Consider the following 14,103-nt stretch of genomic DNA (forward strand, 5'->3'; position numbering starts at 1 on the left):
GCTCCAGCTATCGCAAAGAGTATGTGGCGAACTCGCGGGGGAAGTCGGTGGACTTAACTCCCCCTTCTGCCGACGTCGACGCCCACGCCGCGTACCCGTCGGGCCGCACCAGCAGGGCCGTGCGGCGGTCGCTCGCCCAGTGGGCGACCCGGACGCCGTCGCTCCTGTACGCGGTCCCCTCGGGCAGGATCAGCACGAACTCGCCCGCGCGCAAGGCCTCGTAGAGCCGGGTGCCGCCGGCGAGGGCCACGTCGGGCACCCGCTTGCCGACGAGCGGGTGGGCACCCTTCGGCGCCGGGTAGGCGACGCCGATGCCGGTGATCTGGCCGAGGGCGCGCTCGCGGGCGGGGCGGATCCGGTCGAGCACGGCGGTGAGGGCGCCGCGGGCCGCGAACATCCAGGGGGTCTTGGCCATCGCCATCCGCACCAGGCCACCGCTGCTGCGCAGCACGGCCTTGCCGACGGGGTGCCGCTCGGCCTCGTACGTGTCCAGCAGGGCGTCGGCAGCACGCCCGCCCACGACGGCGGCCAGCTTCCAGCCGAGGTTCGCGGCGTCCTGGAGACCGGTGTTCATGCCCTGGCCGCCCGCCGGGGTGTGCACGTGCGCGGCGTCGCCCGCGAGCAGGACGCGGCCCACGCGGTAGTGCGGCGCCTGGCGTTCGTCGCTGTGGAAGCGGGACATCCAGCGGGCGTCGTGCATGCCGTAGTCGCGGCCGAGGGCGAGCCGGGCGATCTCCTTGACCTCGTCGAGGCCGAGGGGCTCGCTGTCGGGCACGTCGCGGGCGCGGTTCCAGCCGATGACGCGGTAGTAGCCGTCGCCGAAGGGGGCGATGAAGGCGAAGGCGTCGCCGACGGTGTTCACGGTGAGCAGGTCGTCCGGCTGCTCGGCGAGGCGGACGTCGGCGAGGACGACGGAGCGGATGACCGACTTTCCCGGGAAGGGCAGGCCCACGGCCTCCCGTACGGCGCTGCGCATGCCGTCGGTGCCGACGACGTAGGCGGCGCTCAGCTCGGCCGGCTCGCCGTCCGCGCCCCGGACCTGGAGGGTGACCCCGTCGGTGCCCTGGACCAGGCCGGTCACCTCGGTGTCGTACGCGAAGACGACCCCGGCCTCGGCCGCGCGCCGCTCCAGGACCTTCTCGACCTCGTACTGCGGGACGACGAGGAGGTGGTCGAAGCGGGTGGGCAGGCCGGTCAGCTCGATGGTGAGGCTGCCGAACAGCCGCAGCCGGTCGAGCACCCGGCCCTTCTCCTCGATCTCGTCGGAGAGGCCGCGCGCGTCGAGCTGTTCCAGGGTGCGGGCGTGCACGACGAAGGCGCGGGAGAGGTTGCTGATCTTGTGGGGACGCTTCTCGACGAGGGTGACGGGGACGCCGGCGGCGGCGAGGTCCCCGGCGAGCAGCAGGCCGGTGGGGCCGGAGCCGACGACGATGACGGAGCGGTCGTGCGGGGTGCCGTGGTGCGCGGTGCCGTTCATGAGGGCCTCCTACGACCGGGCCGCGCCGACGCCTTCTGGTCAACGCTTGTTGGCAAACGTAGAGCCGCGGCTATGGACTGTCAACAGGCGTTGGCCTACGTTTGTTGGCATGAGCGAGAAGCAGCAGGCCGGACGCCGTTCCGACGCCACCAGGGCCACGATCCTCGCGGCGGCCCGGGAGCGGTTCGCGGCGGACGGGTACGAGCGGGCCACGATCCGGGCCATCGCGGGCGACGCGCGGATCGACCCGTCCATGGTGATGCGGTACTTCACGAACAAGGAAGGTCTCTTCGCGGCGGCCGTCGCCGTGGACCTGGAGCTGCCGGACCCGGCCGGCGTCCCGCGCGACGAGCTGGGCCGCGCCCTGGTGACCCGCTTCCTGGACCTGTGGGAGGAGAACGAGGTGCTCACGGCGCTGCTGCGGGTCGGCGTCACCAATCCGGCCGCCGCCGAGCGGATCCAGGGCGTGCTGCGCGACCAGCTGATCCCGGTGGCCCGGCAGGTCTGCCCCGTCCCGGAGCAGGCGCCGGCCCGGGCGGCCCTGTGCGCGTCCCAGGTGCTCGGGCTCGCGCTGACGCGGTACGTGCTGCGGTTCCCGGCGAGCGTGGCGCTGGACCGGGCGGAGATCGTGGACTGGCTCGCCCCCACGGTGCAGCGCTATCTCACGGCGAAGCGGCCGCACACCCCGTGAGAACGCGTCGAGGGCACCCGCCGCGACGGATGCGCGGCGGGTGCCCTCGACGGGGAAACTCTGCGGGTCAGCCCTGCTTGGGCTGCTTGCGGGACTTGTCGCCCAGGATCACGAGGCCGGCGATCACCAGGAAGATGACGATCGGGGCGGCGACGTAGAGGCCGAGCGTCTCGATCACGCTCAGGCCCTTACCCGGGTCGTCGCCGTCGTCGCGCGTGAGCGCGAGCGCGGGGGACGACATGAGCAGCATCATCAGCGTCGTACCGGAGGCCAGGGCGCCGGCGCGCAGGGCGTTCTTCTTGTCCACGGTGCCAACGTAGCGAACCCCTAAACGCGCCGCGCGTCCGGGGGGCCTGTAAGGGGCACGGCCGTCTGCGCGTGCCGGTCCCCGAACACCGCCAGCAGGGCGTGCGCGCGGGCCGATGCGGCCAGTTCCTCCAGGGTGACGGGGCGGCCGGCGGCGTCCGCGACGGGCAGCCGCCAGTTCGGGTACTCGTCCCAGGTGCCGGGCAGGTTCTGCGGGCGCCGGTCGCCCACCAGATCGGGCAGCCAGAGGCCGACCAGCCGGGCCGGGGTGCGCAGCAGGAAGCGGTGCACGGCCCGGACGGCCTCCTCCTCGTCGTCGTGGCCGCCGCGCGGCAGCAGGCCGAGCCGGGCGAACAGGGCGAGCCAGTCCGCCACCTCCGCCGCCGCCTCGGCCGGTGTCGCCGTGGACAGTCCGAGCCGCTCGCGCAGCCGCACGTCGTCGCCGGACAGCCGGGCCGCGGTGGACGGCAGGTCGTGCGTGGTGGCCGTGGCGACACAGTCCGTGCGCCACTCCTCGGCCGGCACCGGACGTCCGTCGCCCTCCCAGTCCCGCTCGAACCACAGCACCGACGTGCCGAGGACGCCGCGCTCGCGCAGCCGCTCGCGCACGCCCGGCTCGACCGTGCCCAGGTCCTCCCCGATGACGTACGTCCCCGAGCGCGCCGCCTCCAGGACGAGGACGGCCAGCATCGCCTCGGCGTCGTAGTGGACGTACGTGCCCTCGGTCGGGGCCTCGCCGTCCGGGATCCACCAGAGCCGGAACAGGCCCATCACATGGTCGATGCGGACGGCGCCCGCGTGCCGCATCAGATGGCGCAGCAGGTCGCGGAAGGGCGCGTAGCCGGTCGCCGCGAGGCGGTCGGGGCGCCACGGGGGCAGGCCCCAGTCCTGGCCGCGCGCGTTGAAGGCGTCCGGGGGCGCGCCCACGCTCATGCCCTGCGCGAAGACGTCGCGCTGCGCCCACGCGTCGGCGCCGCCCGGGTGCACGCCGACCGCGAGGTCGTGCACGAGCCCGATCGGCATGCCCGCGTCGCGCGCGGCCCGCTGGGCGGCGGCAAGCTGGGTGTCGGTGAGCCAGGCGAGCCGGCCGTGGAAGTCGACGCGGTCCATCAGTTCGCGGCGGGCGCGGGCGGTCTCCGGCGAGCGCGGGTCCTGGAGCGCGGCCGGCCAGGTGTGCCGGTCGGGGCCGTGGCGCTCGGCGAGCGCGCTGTACGTGGCGTGGTCCTCCAGGGCGGTGCCCTGCTCGGCGAGGAAGTCCCAGTAGGCGGCGCGGCGGCCGGGGGTCAGCGGGACGGCGTGGACCGCTTCGAGGGTCTCCCGCTTCAGCGCCCAGACCGCGTCCCGGTCGATCAACTCCCCGCCGCTCAGCACCGCTTCGCGCAGCCGGGCGGCCTCCCGCGCGCGTGAGGGGACGTACGCGTACTCGGGTACGTCCTCGATCCGCAGGTGCACCGGGTCGGGGAAGCGGCGGGACGAGGGGCGGTACGGGGACGGGTCGGTGCCGCCGTCGGGGCCCGCGGGGACCGCCGCGTGCAACGGGTTGACCTGGAGGAATCCGGTGCCGTGGGTGCGGGCCGACCAGGATGCCAGGTCGGCCAGGTCGCCGAGGTCGCCCATGCCCCAGGAACGGGCGGAGAGCAGGGAGTAGAGCTGGACCAGGAGGCCGTGCGTGCGGGGTGGCGGGAGCGGGGCGGTGGGCGGTGCGGCGATGAGGTGGGCGGTCGCCGTCGTGCCGTCCGTGGTTTCCGCCGTGAGTGTGTGCACGCCCGGTGGGGGGACTTCCTGTTCGCCGCTTCGCGGCGGATACGTCCACCTGCCCGCCCGTTCACCCGGCGGCTCGGGCGTCAGGGACAGGCGTGTGCCCTCGGGGAGTTCGGTCAGCCACGCCGGGCGCGGGTCGTCGAGCCACCACACCACCGTCGGCGGCAGCAGCCGGCCCGCCTGTTCGGCCTCCCGTGCGGCCAGCGCGTCGCGGATCGCCTCCGGGGTGCCCGCGTCGACGCCGAGCGCGGCGAGCGCCGCTGTGACGGCCGTGTCGGAGGCGCGGACCGTGCGGCCCGGTGCCGGGGAGTAGGACGTGGCCACGCCGTGCAGTGCGGCGAGCCGGGAAAGGCTCACCCCGCGGCCAGGCCGCTCGCGGTGGGCTCGGACGTCAGCGGGGCCGCGTCGGTGAGGGGCGGCTCGGAGGTCAGCGGGGCGTAGTCCGCGAAGGGCGGCTCGCTGGTGAGCGGCGGTTCGGTCGAGGACGTCGTGGTGTCGGCGCCGGTCAGCGTGGTGTCCGCCTGTTTGGAGAGGGCAGAGAGCAGGAGGTGTGCTGATGCGGCCACGAGGGCCTCCTTCGTCAGAGGTCGCGTACGTGTCTGGAGTCGGATGCCCTACCCAGTGGACACGCACGCAGACCTTTACGGGTGGAGAACGTGTTGCTGGTCACATTGTGGACGGCGAAAGGAACTTGACCATAGGGCGGTGAAAACCGGAAGTCCTGCGGCCGCCCCACCACGCCCGACCGGGCAATTGCGGCACATCGGCCACGGGCGTTGACACCCTGCCCCGGACAGTGGTGGGCTCGTCAGCCATGCTGGGACAGGTCTGTCCCCTTGACCATTCGAGGAGTACGCGGTGCAGCTCCGGCGCAGGAAGCGGGCGGCCGCCCTCGCGGTCGCCGTCATCGCGGGGACGCTGGGCGGGGCCACGGGAGCGCTGGCGGCGCCGCCCGCCCCCGGCGGCCCCTTCGCGGGTGACCTGGAGTCGGAGTCGGGGCTGCCGTCGGTCTGGCCGCGCCCGCAGTCGCTGAAGGCGGCGGCGAACGGGGTGTCGGTCCCGGACGACGTGGTGCTCGTGACGCCGCCGGGCACCGACCCGTACGCGGTGGAGGCGCTGCGCACGGTGCTGCGCGGCGCGGGCGCGCGGGAGATCCGGCAGGTGGACGCCGAGACGGCGGTGCCGGCCGGCTCCGGGCTCGTGGTGCGCACGGGCTCGACCACGCCCGAGACCTCCTCCGGGGCGGCCGACTACCGGACGGGCTCTTGGGACAGCGGCACCGGTTCGCTCGACGCGACGCTGCGCGGGCTCGGCGCCGCCGCCCGCCGCGATCTGCCCGCCGGCGGCTACCGCCTCGCCGTGGGACACGTGTCGGGGCGTCCGACCGTCGCCATGGAGGGCATCGGGGACGACGGCCTGTTCCACGCCGCGCAGACGTTCCGGCAGCTGGTCCAGGGGCGGACCGTCGCCGGGGCCGTCGTCCGGGACTGGCCGGGCACCGCCGTGCGCGGCCTCACCGAGGGCTTCTACGGGACGCCCTGGACCACCGGACAGCGGCTCGCGCAGCTCGACTTCATGGGCCGCACCAAGCAGAACCGCTACCTCTACGCCCCCGGCGACGACCTGTTCCGGCAGGCCCGCTGGCGCGAGCCGTACCCGGCGGAGCGGCGGGCGGACTTCCGCCGGCTCGCCGAGCGGGCCCGCGCCAACCACGTCACGCTCGCCTGGGCCGTCGCACCCGGACAGGCGATGTGCATGTCGTCCCCCGACGACGTCAAGGCGCTCAACCGCAAGCTGGACGCCATGTGGGCGCTCGGGGTGCGGGCCTTCCAGCTCCAGTTCCAGGACGTGTCGTACAGCGAGTGGCACTGCGCGTCCGACGCGCGGGAGTTCGGGTCCGGGCCGAAGGCCGCGGCGAAGGCGCAGGCGAAGGTCGCGAACGCGGTGGCCCGGCACCTCGCCGCGCGGCACCCGGACGCCGAGCCGCTGTCGCTGATGCCGACCGAGTACTACCAGGACGGGCGGACCGCGTACCGCACGGCGCTGGCCCGCGGCCTGGACGACGCGGTGCAGGTCGCGTGGACCGGCGTCGGCGTGGTGCCGCGCACCATCACCGGGGGCGAACTGGCGGGCGCCCGGGCGGCGTTCGGCTCGTCGGGCGGCACGCACAAGCTGCTCACGATGGACAACTACCCGGTGAACGACTACGCGCAGGACCGTATCTTCCTCGGCCCGTACACCGGCCGGGAGCCGGCGGTGGCGTCCGGTTCGGCGGCGGTGCTCGCCACCGCGATGGAGCAACCCGCGGCGTCCCGCATCCCTTTGTTCACCGCCGCGGACTACGCGTGGAACCCGCGCGACTACCGCCCCCAGGAGTCCTGGAAGGCGGCGATCGAGGACCTGGCGGGCGGCGACGCGGACACGGGCGCGGCGCTGGGCGCCCTGGCGGGCAACGACGCCTCGTCGGTCCTCGGCGCGGACGAGTCGGCGTACCTCAGGCCGCTGCTCTCCGCGTTCTGGCAGGCGCGTACGACGACGGACGCGGCACGGAACAAGGCGGCGGCAACGGAGCTGCGGGCCGCGTTCACGGTGATGCGGCGCACGCCCGACGGGCTCGACGACACGGCCCTGGAGGACGAAGTGCGTCCCTGGAGCGAGAAGTTGGGGCTCTACGGCGCGGCGGGCGAGACGGCCGTCGACATGCTGGACGCGGCGGCGCGCGGCGACAGCACGGCGGCGTGGACGGCGTCGCGCCGGCTCGCGACGCTGCGTACGGAGCTGAAGAAGAGCCAGGTCACCGTCGGCAAGGGCGTGCTGGACCCGTTCCTGGCCAGGGCCGCGAGGACGTTCGCGGCGTGGTCGGGGGTCTCGGGGCCCGACGCGGCGAGCGGTGAGCGGGCCGAACTCCCGCGGGTGCGCGCCCTGTCGACGGTCACCGTGCTGGCCGATCGGGGTACGACGGGCTCGGTCGAGGCCCATGTGGCCGGCGAGGGCTGGCAGCGGCTCGGCGCGCTCGCGGACGGCGGTTTCACGGAGCTGGCCGCGAAGAACGTCCGGGCGGACGCGGTACGGGTCACGGGCGCGTCCGGCGGCGCGGTCCGTCACGTCGTCCCCTGGTACACGGACTCCCCCGCCGTCTCCGTCACGCTGGCCCGCACCGAGGCCGACGCGGAGATCGGCGGCGGCGCGCAGCGGGTGACCGCCCGGCTGACCTCGCGCCGCCCCGCGGACGTCCACGGCAGGCTGACGGCGAAGGCACCGCACGGCATCCGCGTCGAGGTGCCGAAGAGGTCGGCGCTGCCGCGCGGCACCACGGTGGACGTGCCGGTCGAGGTCACGGTCCCCGAGGGCACCCCGGCGGGCACCTACGACGTGCCGGTGGCGTTCGGCGACGAGACCCGGACGCTGACCGTGCGCGCCTACCCGCGCACCGCGGGCCCCGATCTCGCCCGCTCGGGCACCCCGTCGTCCTCGGCGGACGAGACGCCGGACTTCCCGGCCGACGGCGCCAACGACGGGGACGTGGGGACCCGTTGGTCGTCCCCGGCGAAGGACGGCGAGTGGTGGCAGGTGGAGCTCGCGAAGCCGGTCCGGCTCGGCCAGGTGGTGCTGCGCTGGCAGGACGCGTACGCGTCCGGCTACCGCGTGCAGACCTCCGCCGACGGCCGCGCCTGGCGCACGGCGGCGACCGTGCGGGACGGGCAGGGCGGACGCGAGTCGGTGCGGATGGACGCGAAGGACGTGCGGTTCGTGCGGGTCGTCGGTGACAAGAGGGCGACGCGGTTCGGCATCTCGCTGTGGTCGGTGGAGGCGTACGCCGTGGCGGAGGCCCCGGGCGACTGAGCCGCACGGCACCTGAACGGAACCCCGGTTCCCACTTGTTGCCGCCTCGCGGATCACTATGTACTCAGTACATATACGCGGTACATAATGATCGCCATGAGCACCCGCCATGTCCTGCTGGGGCTGCTCGCTTCCGGTCCCCGGCACGGCTACGACCTGAAGCGACGCCACGACGAGCGGTTCCCGCAGGCCCGCCCCCTCGCCTACGCGCAGGTCTACACGACCTTGCAGCGCCTGGTCCGCGACGGACTCGTGGAGGTCGACGGCACGGATTCCGACGGCGGCCCGGAGCGCACCCTGTACCGGTCGACCGCCCGGGGCAGGGGTGAACTCCTCGGCTGGGCCGGGGAGATCACGCCGCCCGCGCCGCACGTGGCCAACGAGATCTTCGCCAAGGTCGTCGTCTCGATCCTGGTCGCCGACCACGGCGCCGACCCCGCCGCGCACCTGCTCGCCCAGCGTGCCGCGCACATGGCCCGGATGCGCGAACTGACCGTGCTGAAGAGCGACCCGGGGGCCGATCTGACGACCGTCCTGTCCGCCGACTACGCCCTGGCCCACCTCGACGCCGACCTGCGCTGGATGACCACCACCGCGGCCCGGCTCGCCACTCTGACCGCGGAGGTCACCGCAGCATGAGCAACTCCTTCCTCCTGTCGGCGCACGGCCTGACCAAGGCGTACGGGAAGACGCCGGCGCTGAGCGGCGCCTCCGTCGGCGTGCGCCCGGGCGAGATCCTCGCCGTCACGGGCGCCAGCGGCAGCGGCAAGTCGACGCTGCTGCACTGCCTGGCCGGCATCGTCCGCCCCGACGAGGGCACGGTGACGTACGCGGACACCCGGCTCGACGGCCTCGGCGAGGAGCGGCTGAGCGAGCTGCGCCGCACCGACTTCGGCGTCGTCTTCCAGTTCGGCCAGCTCATCCCGGAGCTGACGGCCCTGGACAACGTCGCCCTGCCGCTGCTGCTGGCCGGCCGCCCGCGCGCCGCCGCGCAGGCGGAGGCCGACGCGTGGCTGGAGCGGTTCGGGGTGCGCGGCCGGCGCGAGCTGCGGCCCGGCGAGCTGAGCGGCGGCCAGGCCCAGCGGGTCGCGCTGGCCCGGGCCCTGGTCACGGAGCCGAAGGTCGTCTTCGCCGACGAGCCGACCGGCGCACTGGACTCCCTGGCGACCGAGCAGGTCATGACGTCCCTGGTCCACACCGCGCGCGAGACGCACACGGCGGTGGTCCTGGTGACGCACGAGGCGCAGGTGGCGGCGTACGCGGACCGGGAGGTGAGCCTGCGCGACGGGGTGGTGCAGGAGACCTCGCCGCACGCCGTGCTGTCGGCGGAGGTGGCCCGATGAGTGTCACCTCCGACCTGCGCCTCGCGTGGCTGCTGACCCGCGGGGCGGACCGGCTGGAGCGGCGCCGGGCCGTGCTCACGGCGCTCGGCGCGGCGGTGGCGACCGGGTTCGCGCTCGCGGCGGTCGCCTTCGGGAGCCTGCGGGGCCAGGTCCATTTCCCGTTCGGCCACGGTCTGCTGGACCAGCCCGGCACACGGCACGGCGTCGTCGCCGCGCTGCTGCTCCTCCTCGTCCCCGTCCTCGGCTTCCTCGGGCAGTGCGCCCGGATCGGCGCGGTCCACCGCGAGCGGCGCCTGGCCGCGCTGCGGCTCTCGGGGGCGGGCCCCCGGCAGGTGCGGCGGATCGCGGCCCTGGAGGCGGGGCTCACGTGCCTGCTGGGTGCGGTGGCCGCCTTCGTGGTGAGCACGGTGTGCGTGGTGGCGGCGGGCCGGCTGCCCGATCCGCTCGCCTGGGCCGGGTCCGCCCTCGTCGTCCTGGTGGTCCCGGCGCTGGCCGCGCTGGTCGGTGCCTTCGCGCTGCGCCGGGTCGTGGCGTCCCCGCTCGGGCACGTCCGCCGGGAGAGGCCGGGGCGCGGTCCCGGCCTCGTGACCGGTCTGCTGCTGCCCGCTCTCGTGGTCGTGCTCGGTGCGGTCCTGGTCCTGAACCAGGGCCGGACGGGCCGGACCGCGTCCCTGCCGCTGTTCGTGGTCGGCGCCGTCGTGCTGACCGGCGCGGGCGCCATCCGGGTCGCGGGCGCGGCCGCCGCGATCCTGGGGCGGCGGCTCGCACCGCGCACCGAGCGGCCCGCCGTGCTGCTCGCCGCGCACCGGCTCCAGGAGGACCCCTGGTCGGCGGCGCGCAGTCACGCGGCGATCGTCCTGGTCACCGTCGTCGGTGTCGGCCTGGCCGGCATCCGGGAAGTGCTGCTCGAGCAACTGTCCGTGAACGCGGCCGAGACCGGCGTGGCCCAGGACGTCGGCTACTACGCCTTCGGCCTGAACCTCACCGCCGCCGCTGTCCTGATCGCCCTGCTGATCAGCCTGGCCGGGCTCGCGGTGGGCACGGCCGAGTCGCTGTCCTCGCGGCGCCGGGCGCTCGCCGCGCAGGCCGCCGCCGGAGTGCCGCGCCGGGTCCTGACGCGGGCCCTGCTCCTGGAGACGGGGCTGCCGCTGCTGCCCGCGCTGCTCCTCGCTACGGCCGGCGGCACGGCGATCCACACGGCGTACGCGTTCGTCACGGACCGGTCCGTGACGCTCGTGACACCGCTCCTGGTGCCCTTCGCCGTCTACGCGGCGTGCCTGCTGGCGGCGGCCACCACGCTGCCGCTGCTGCGCCGCTCGGTGCAGCCGGCTCAGCTGCGGACCGCCTGACGCGGACGGGGGCGCCCGGAGAGAGATCTCCGGGCGCCCCCGCGTCGTCGTACCGGGTGCTACTTGGCCAGGTTCGGCGGCACTATCGGGGAGGCGGCCAGCGACTGCGGCGACGTGGTGGACGCGTACGCGGACGGCGCCGACATACCGGCCGTCGGGTCGGCCGGATCGGCGTCCACCTGCGCGGGCACGCCGCCCACGATGCGGATGCCGGCCTCGTCGAAGGCCCGCTTGATGCGCCAGCGCAGTTCGCGCTCGACGGTCAGGGCCTTGCCGGGCATGGTCTTGGCGGTGACGCGGACCACCATCGAGTCGAGCAGCACGCTGTCCAGGCCGAGCACCTCGACGGGGCCCCACAGCATCTCGTTCCACGGCTCGGCCTTGCTCATGGTCTCGCCGACCTCGGCCAGGGCCGCCTTCACCTTGTCCAGGTCCTCGTCGGCGCGGACGGTGACGTCGACGCCGGCCGTGGCCCAGCCCTGGGAGAGGTTGCCGATGCGCTTGACCTCGCCGTTGCGCACGTACCAGATCTCGCCGTGGTCGCCGCGCAGCTTGGTGACCCGCAGGCCCACCTCGATGACCTCGCCGGAGGCGACTCCCGCGTCGATGGTGTCCCCGACGCCGTACTGGTCCTCCAGGATCATGAAGACACCGGAGAGGAAGTCGGTGACGAGGTTGCGGGCGCCGAAACCGATCGCGACACCGGCGACACCGGCGGAGGCCAGCAGCGGCGCGAGATTGATGTCGAACGCGCTGAGGATCATCAGCGCCGCGGTGCCCATGATCAGGAACGAGGCGACCGAGCGGAGCACGGAGCCGATGGCGTGGGAGCGCTGGCGGCGCCGCTCCACGTTCACGAGGAGACCGCCGAGCGCGGTGCCGTCGACGGCCTGCGCGGTGCGGTTCATGCGCTCGATGAGTTTGGTGATGGCGCGCCGTATCGCCACCCGCAGCGCACAGGCGATGACGACGATCAGCAGCACCCGCAGACCGATGCCCAGCCAGGCCGACCAGTTCTGCTCGACCCAGCTGGCGGCCTGACCGGCCTGCTCCTGGGCGTCCTTGAGGGTGGGTTGCGGGGTGTCGGACGAGGAGTCGCTCGCCCCCGCGGCCGACAGGACGGACAAGATCACGGCAGGTACCTCCAGGCGTAGCCATCTGCCCGCCTCGGGACGCGGCTCGGGGACATGAGCGGGCAGACCCACCACACTAACGGGGCATTGTGTGTGGATCGTTGTGATGTTCGAGGGAGAGCCGGTACCCGCCTGGGGATGAAGGACGTGTGGTCGAAAACACTCCCAGCCCGTTACGTGGACATGGTGGCGCCACGACCAGGCATGAGGGGAGACTGGCTACGAGATCGTCCCGGCGCGAGCCACGCGCCGCCGGCGTACAAGGAGGCCTCCGTGCCGCATGTCCTGGTCCTCAACGCGTCGTACGAGCCACTCGGCGTCGTACCGCTCCGCCGCGCGCTCGTACTCGTCCTCGAGAACAAGGCCACGTGCCTCGAGGAGTCCGGCGCCTTCATGCACAGCGCGACACGCACCGTCCCCGCTCCCAGCGTGGTCCGGCTCAAGCGGTTCGTCCGGGTCCCCTACCGGGGGCCCGTTCCTCTGACCCGGCGTGCACTGTTCGCCCGTGACGGCGGCCGGTGCATGTACTGCGGTGGCGTCGCAACCAGCGTCGACCACGTGATCCCGCGCAGCCGCGGCGGTCAGCACGTCTGGGACAACGTGGTGGCGTCGTGCCGCCGCTGCAACCACACCAAGGCCGACCGCCACCTGGTGGAGATCGGCTGGCGCCTGCGCCACAAGCCCGCCCCGCCCACGGGCCTCGCGTGGCGCATCATCGGGACCGGGCATAGGGACCCGCGCTGGCTGCCGTACCTGCAGCCGTTCGGCGCGGACGAGGCACTGGCCCGGATCGAAGGCGTCTCCGCCTGATCTTCGATCCGGGTCTTCGTGTTCCGGGTGGCCGGCAGCCGCAGTCCTGGGCGGTCGGCCCCTCCCCTGTGCGGTCACCGCCGGGCGGACCGGAATCCAGGGCACCGAAGGGAAGCGAACCGGTGCGGCGGCGTCACCGTGGCGTCCGGGGACGTGGTCGTCGCCGACGAGGACGGCGTCGTGATCGTGCCCGCCGCCCGCGGCGCCGAGATCCTCGCGGACGCGCGGGCGAAACTCGCGCAGGAGGCCTCCGAGACGCTGGACGCGTGGGAGACGGCGCACCGGGCGAAGGTCGAGGCCGCGCTGCACGCGGGAGGCTTCACCGGCTGACGGGCCGAAGCCGGGCGTCAGCCTGTCCCCGCCGCCCGGCCGGCCGCGGGGCACGGCCGTGCGTCAGATCAGATCCTCGTCGGCGTGCCGCACGCCGCCCTTCTTCTCCCGCAGTGTGGCCCGTACGCGCTCCAGGACCTGCGGGAAGTCCAGCGGGTCGCCGGAGTCGACGGTGGCCTCGGCCGAGGAGGAGACCCTCAGGTTGATCGAGGTGCGGTCGCCGCTGGAGACGATGATCTCCATCACGCGCTTCGTGTCGAACCGGGCGAAGTACACCCGCTGCGAGGGCCGCGGGTTCACGTACTGCCCGCCGTGCCGGTTGAGCGGTACGGAGGAGGTGCGCACCGCCACCACGTCCTGGTAGTGGTACTCGTTCGTGCTCTCCTTCAACTGACCTGTGTAGAGGTCGAGTTCGCACTTGTAGATGGCCAGCTGGTAGTGGGTGGGGCAGATCACCATGAACTCGTAGCGCGAGTACCGGGTCCGTCCGTCCGCGCCGATGGCGCTGTTGCAGGGGAAGGCCGGGCCCCAGACCATCATCTGGTTGCCGCCCGGGACCGCCGTCGCGCCGGCCCGGGCCTCGATGTCGGTGAAGCTCACCCCGGCCGCGCCGGAGACGCCCCTGGGCTGCACCAGATCCGCGTCGGTGAGGCCGAGCTGGGGCAGGGCGCGGTTCAGGATGGAGAAGGAGTCCATGCCGATCAGCTGGTCGATCTCGGCGTCGCTGGGACGGGGCATCGCCAGCGCGTACGCGGCGTCGTAGACCTTCTTCGCCGACAGGCCGCTGCCGCCGACGATGCAGCCGACCACCAGCAGGATGGCGCCGAGCCCCTTGCCTCCGGCGTCCGCCGCGACGAGCAGCAGCACGCCGAGGACCAGGGCGCCGGCGCCGATCCCCATCTTGATCTGGGCGGACCGCAGCGCTGCCGGGTGCGGCGGGTCGATGAAGTAGCGGGCGATCCAGTGGGCCGGGGGCCGCGAGGTCTGCCCGCCCGGGGCGGGCTGCTGTCCCTGCGGCGGCACGTGCGGCTGTGGCGCCGAGGGCGGCGGTAACGTCATG

General features: G+C 74.0%; 13 protein-coding genes. 7 read left to right on the forward strand and 6 right to left on the reverse strand.

Annotated features, from left to right (window positions below):
• Positions 1–7: 7 nt before the first annotated feature.
• Positions 8–1,477, reverse strand: coding sequence for an FAD-dependent monooxygenase (locus ACVHNB_RS34525; protein ID WP_456226679.1), 1,470 nt, complete (start codon positions 1,475–1,477; stop codon positions 8–10).
• A gap of 109 nt (positions 1,478–1,586) precedes the next feature.
• On the opposite strand from ACVHNB_RS34525, the gene ACVHNB_RS34530 reads away from it, so the two are divergent.
• Positions 1,587–2,168, forward strand: coding sequence for a TetR/AcrR family transcriptional regulator (locus ACVHNB_RS34530; RefSeq protein WP_428954656.1), 582 nt, complete (start codon positions 1,587–1,589; stop codon positions 2,166–2,168).
• Positions 2,169–2,235: 67 nt separating this feature from the next.
• Here ACVHNB_RS34530 and ACVHNB_RS34535 read toward each other — a convergent pair whose 3' ends face one another.
• From ACVHNB_RS34535 to ACVHNB_RS34545, 3 genes are read right to left on the reverse strand one after another with little or no spacing between them, the layout of a single operon-like run.
• Positions 2,236–2,475, reverse strand: coding sequence for a hypothetical protein (locus ACVHNB_RS34535; protein WP_428954655.1), 240 nt, complete (start codon positions 2,473–2,475; stop codon positions 2,236–2,238).
• Positions 2,476–2,495: 20 nt separating this feature from the next.
• A complete protein-coding gene (gene malQ / locus ACVHNB_RS34540; protein WP_456226680.1) occupies positions 2,496–4,592 on the reverse strand; it encodes a 4-alpha-glucanotransferase in 2,097 nt (698 codons plus the stop codon).
• Complete coding sequence (locus tag ACVHNB_RS34545; protein ID WP_428954653.1) at positions 4,589–4,801, reverse strand: hypothetical protein; 213 nt, start codon at positions 4,799–4,801, stop codon at positions 4,589–4,591. Before ACVHNB_RS34545 ends, malQ begins: the two co-directional genes overlap by 4 nt.
• A gap of 292 nt (positions 4,802–5,093) precedes the next feature.
• On the opposite strand from ACVHNB_RS34545, the gene ACVHNB_RS34550 reads away from it, so the two are divergent.
• The 4 genes from ACVHNB_RS34550 to ACVHNB_RS34565 all read left to right on the forward strand — a co-directional run bounded on the left by ACVHNB_RS34550 (position 5,094) and on the right by ACVHNB_RS34565 (position 10,770).
• A complete protein-coding gene (locus ACVHNB_RS34550; RefSeq protein WP_456226681.1) occupies positions 5,094–8,078 on the forward strand; it encodes a beta-N-acetylglucosaminidase domain-containing protein in 2,985 nt (994 codons plus the stop codon).
• Between the two features lie 96 nt (positions 8,079–8,174).
• On the forward strand, positions 8,175–8,717 hold the full coding sequence (locus ACVHNB_RS34555) for a PadR family transcriptional regulator (protein WP_456226682.1): 543 nt from the start codon (positions 8,175–8,177) through the stop codon (positions 8,715–8,717).
• Entirely contained in the window at positions 8,714–9,421 is a 708-nt protein-coding gene (locus ACVHNB_RS34560; RefSeq protein WP_428954650.1) for an ABC transporter ATP-binding protein, read from the forward strand. Before ACVHNB_RS34555 ends, ACVHNB_RS34560 begins: the two co-directional genes overlap by 4 nt.
• Positions 9,418–10,770, forward strand: coding sequence for an FtsX-like permease family protein (locus ACVHNB_RS34565; protein ID WP_456226683.1), 1,353 nt, complete (start codon positions 9,418–9,420; stop codon positions 10,768–10,770). The genes ACVHNB_RS34560 and ACVHNB_RS34565 overlap by 4 nt, the downstream gene beginning before the upstream one ends.
• A gap of 59 nt (positions 10,771–10,829) precedes the next feature.
• Here ACVHNB_RS34565 and ACVHNB_RS34570 read toward each other — a convergent pair whose 3' ends face one another.
• On the reverse strand, positions 10,830–11,903 hold the full coding sequence (locus tag ACVHNB_RS34570) for a mechanosensitive ion channel family protein (protein WP_428954648.1): 1,074 nt from the start codon (positions 11,901–11,903) through the stop codon (positions 10,830–10,832).
• A 273-nt stretch (positions 11,904–12,176) separates the two neighbouring features.
• Between ACVHNB_RS34570 and ACVHNB_RS34575 the strand changes: the two genes are divergently transcribed.
• A complete protein-coding gene (locus tag ACVHNB_RS34575; protein ID WP_361542039.1) occupies positions 12,177–12,713 on the forward strand; it encodes an HNH endonuclease in 537 nt (178 codons plus the stop codon).
• Positions 12,714–12,740: 27 nt separating this feature from the next.
• On the forward strand, positions 12,741–13,043 hold the full coding sequence (locus ACVHNB_RS34580; protein WP_456226684.1) for an RraA family protein: 303 nt from the start codon (positions 12,741–12,743) through the stop codon (positions 13,041–13,043).
• A gap of 63 nt (positions 13,044–13,106) precedes the next feature.
• Here ACVHNB_RS34580 and ACVHNB_RS34585 read toward each other — a convergent pair whose 3' ends face one another.
• Positions 13,107–14,102: a hypothetical protein gene (locus tag ACVHNB_RS34585; protein WP_456226685.1), complete on the reverse strand. Its 996-nt coding sequence runs from the start codon at positions 14,100–14,102 to the stop codon at positions 13,107–13,109.
• Position 14,103 lies beyond the last annotated feature (1 nt).

It is taken from the genome of Streptomyces sp. YJ-C3, assembly GCF_053891275.1.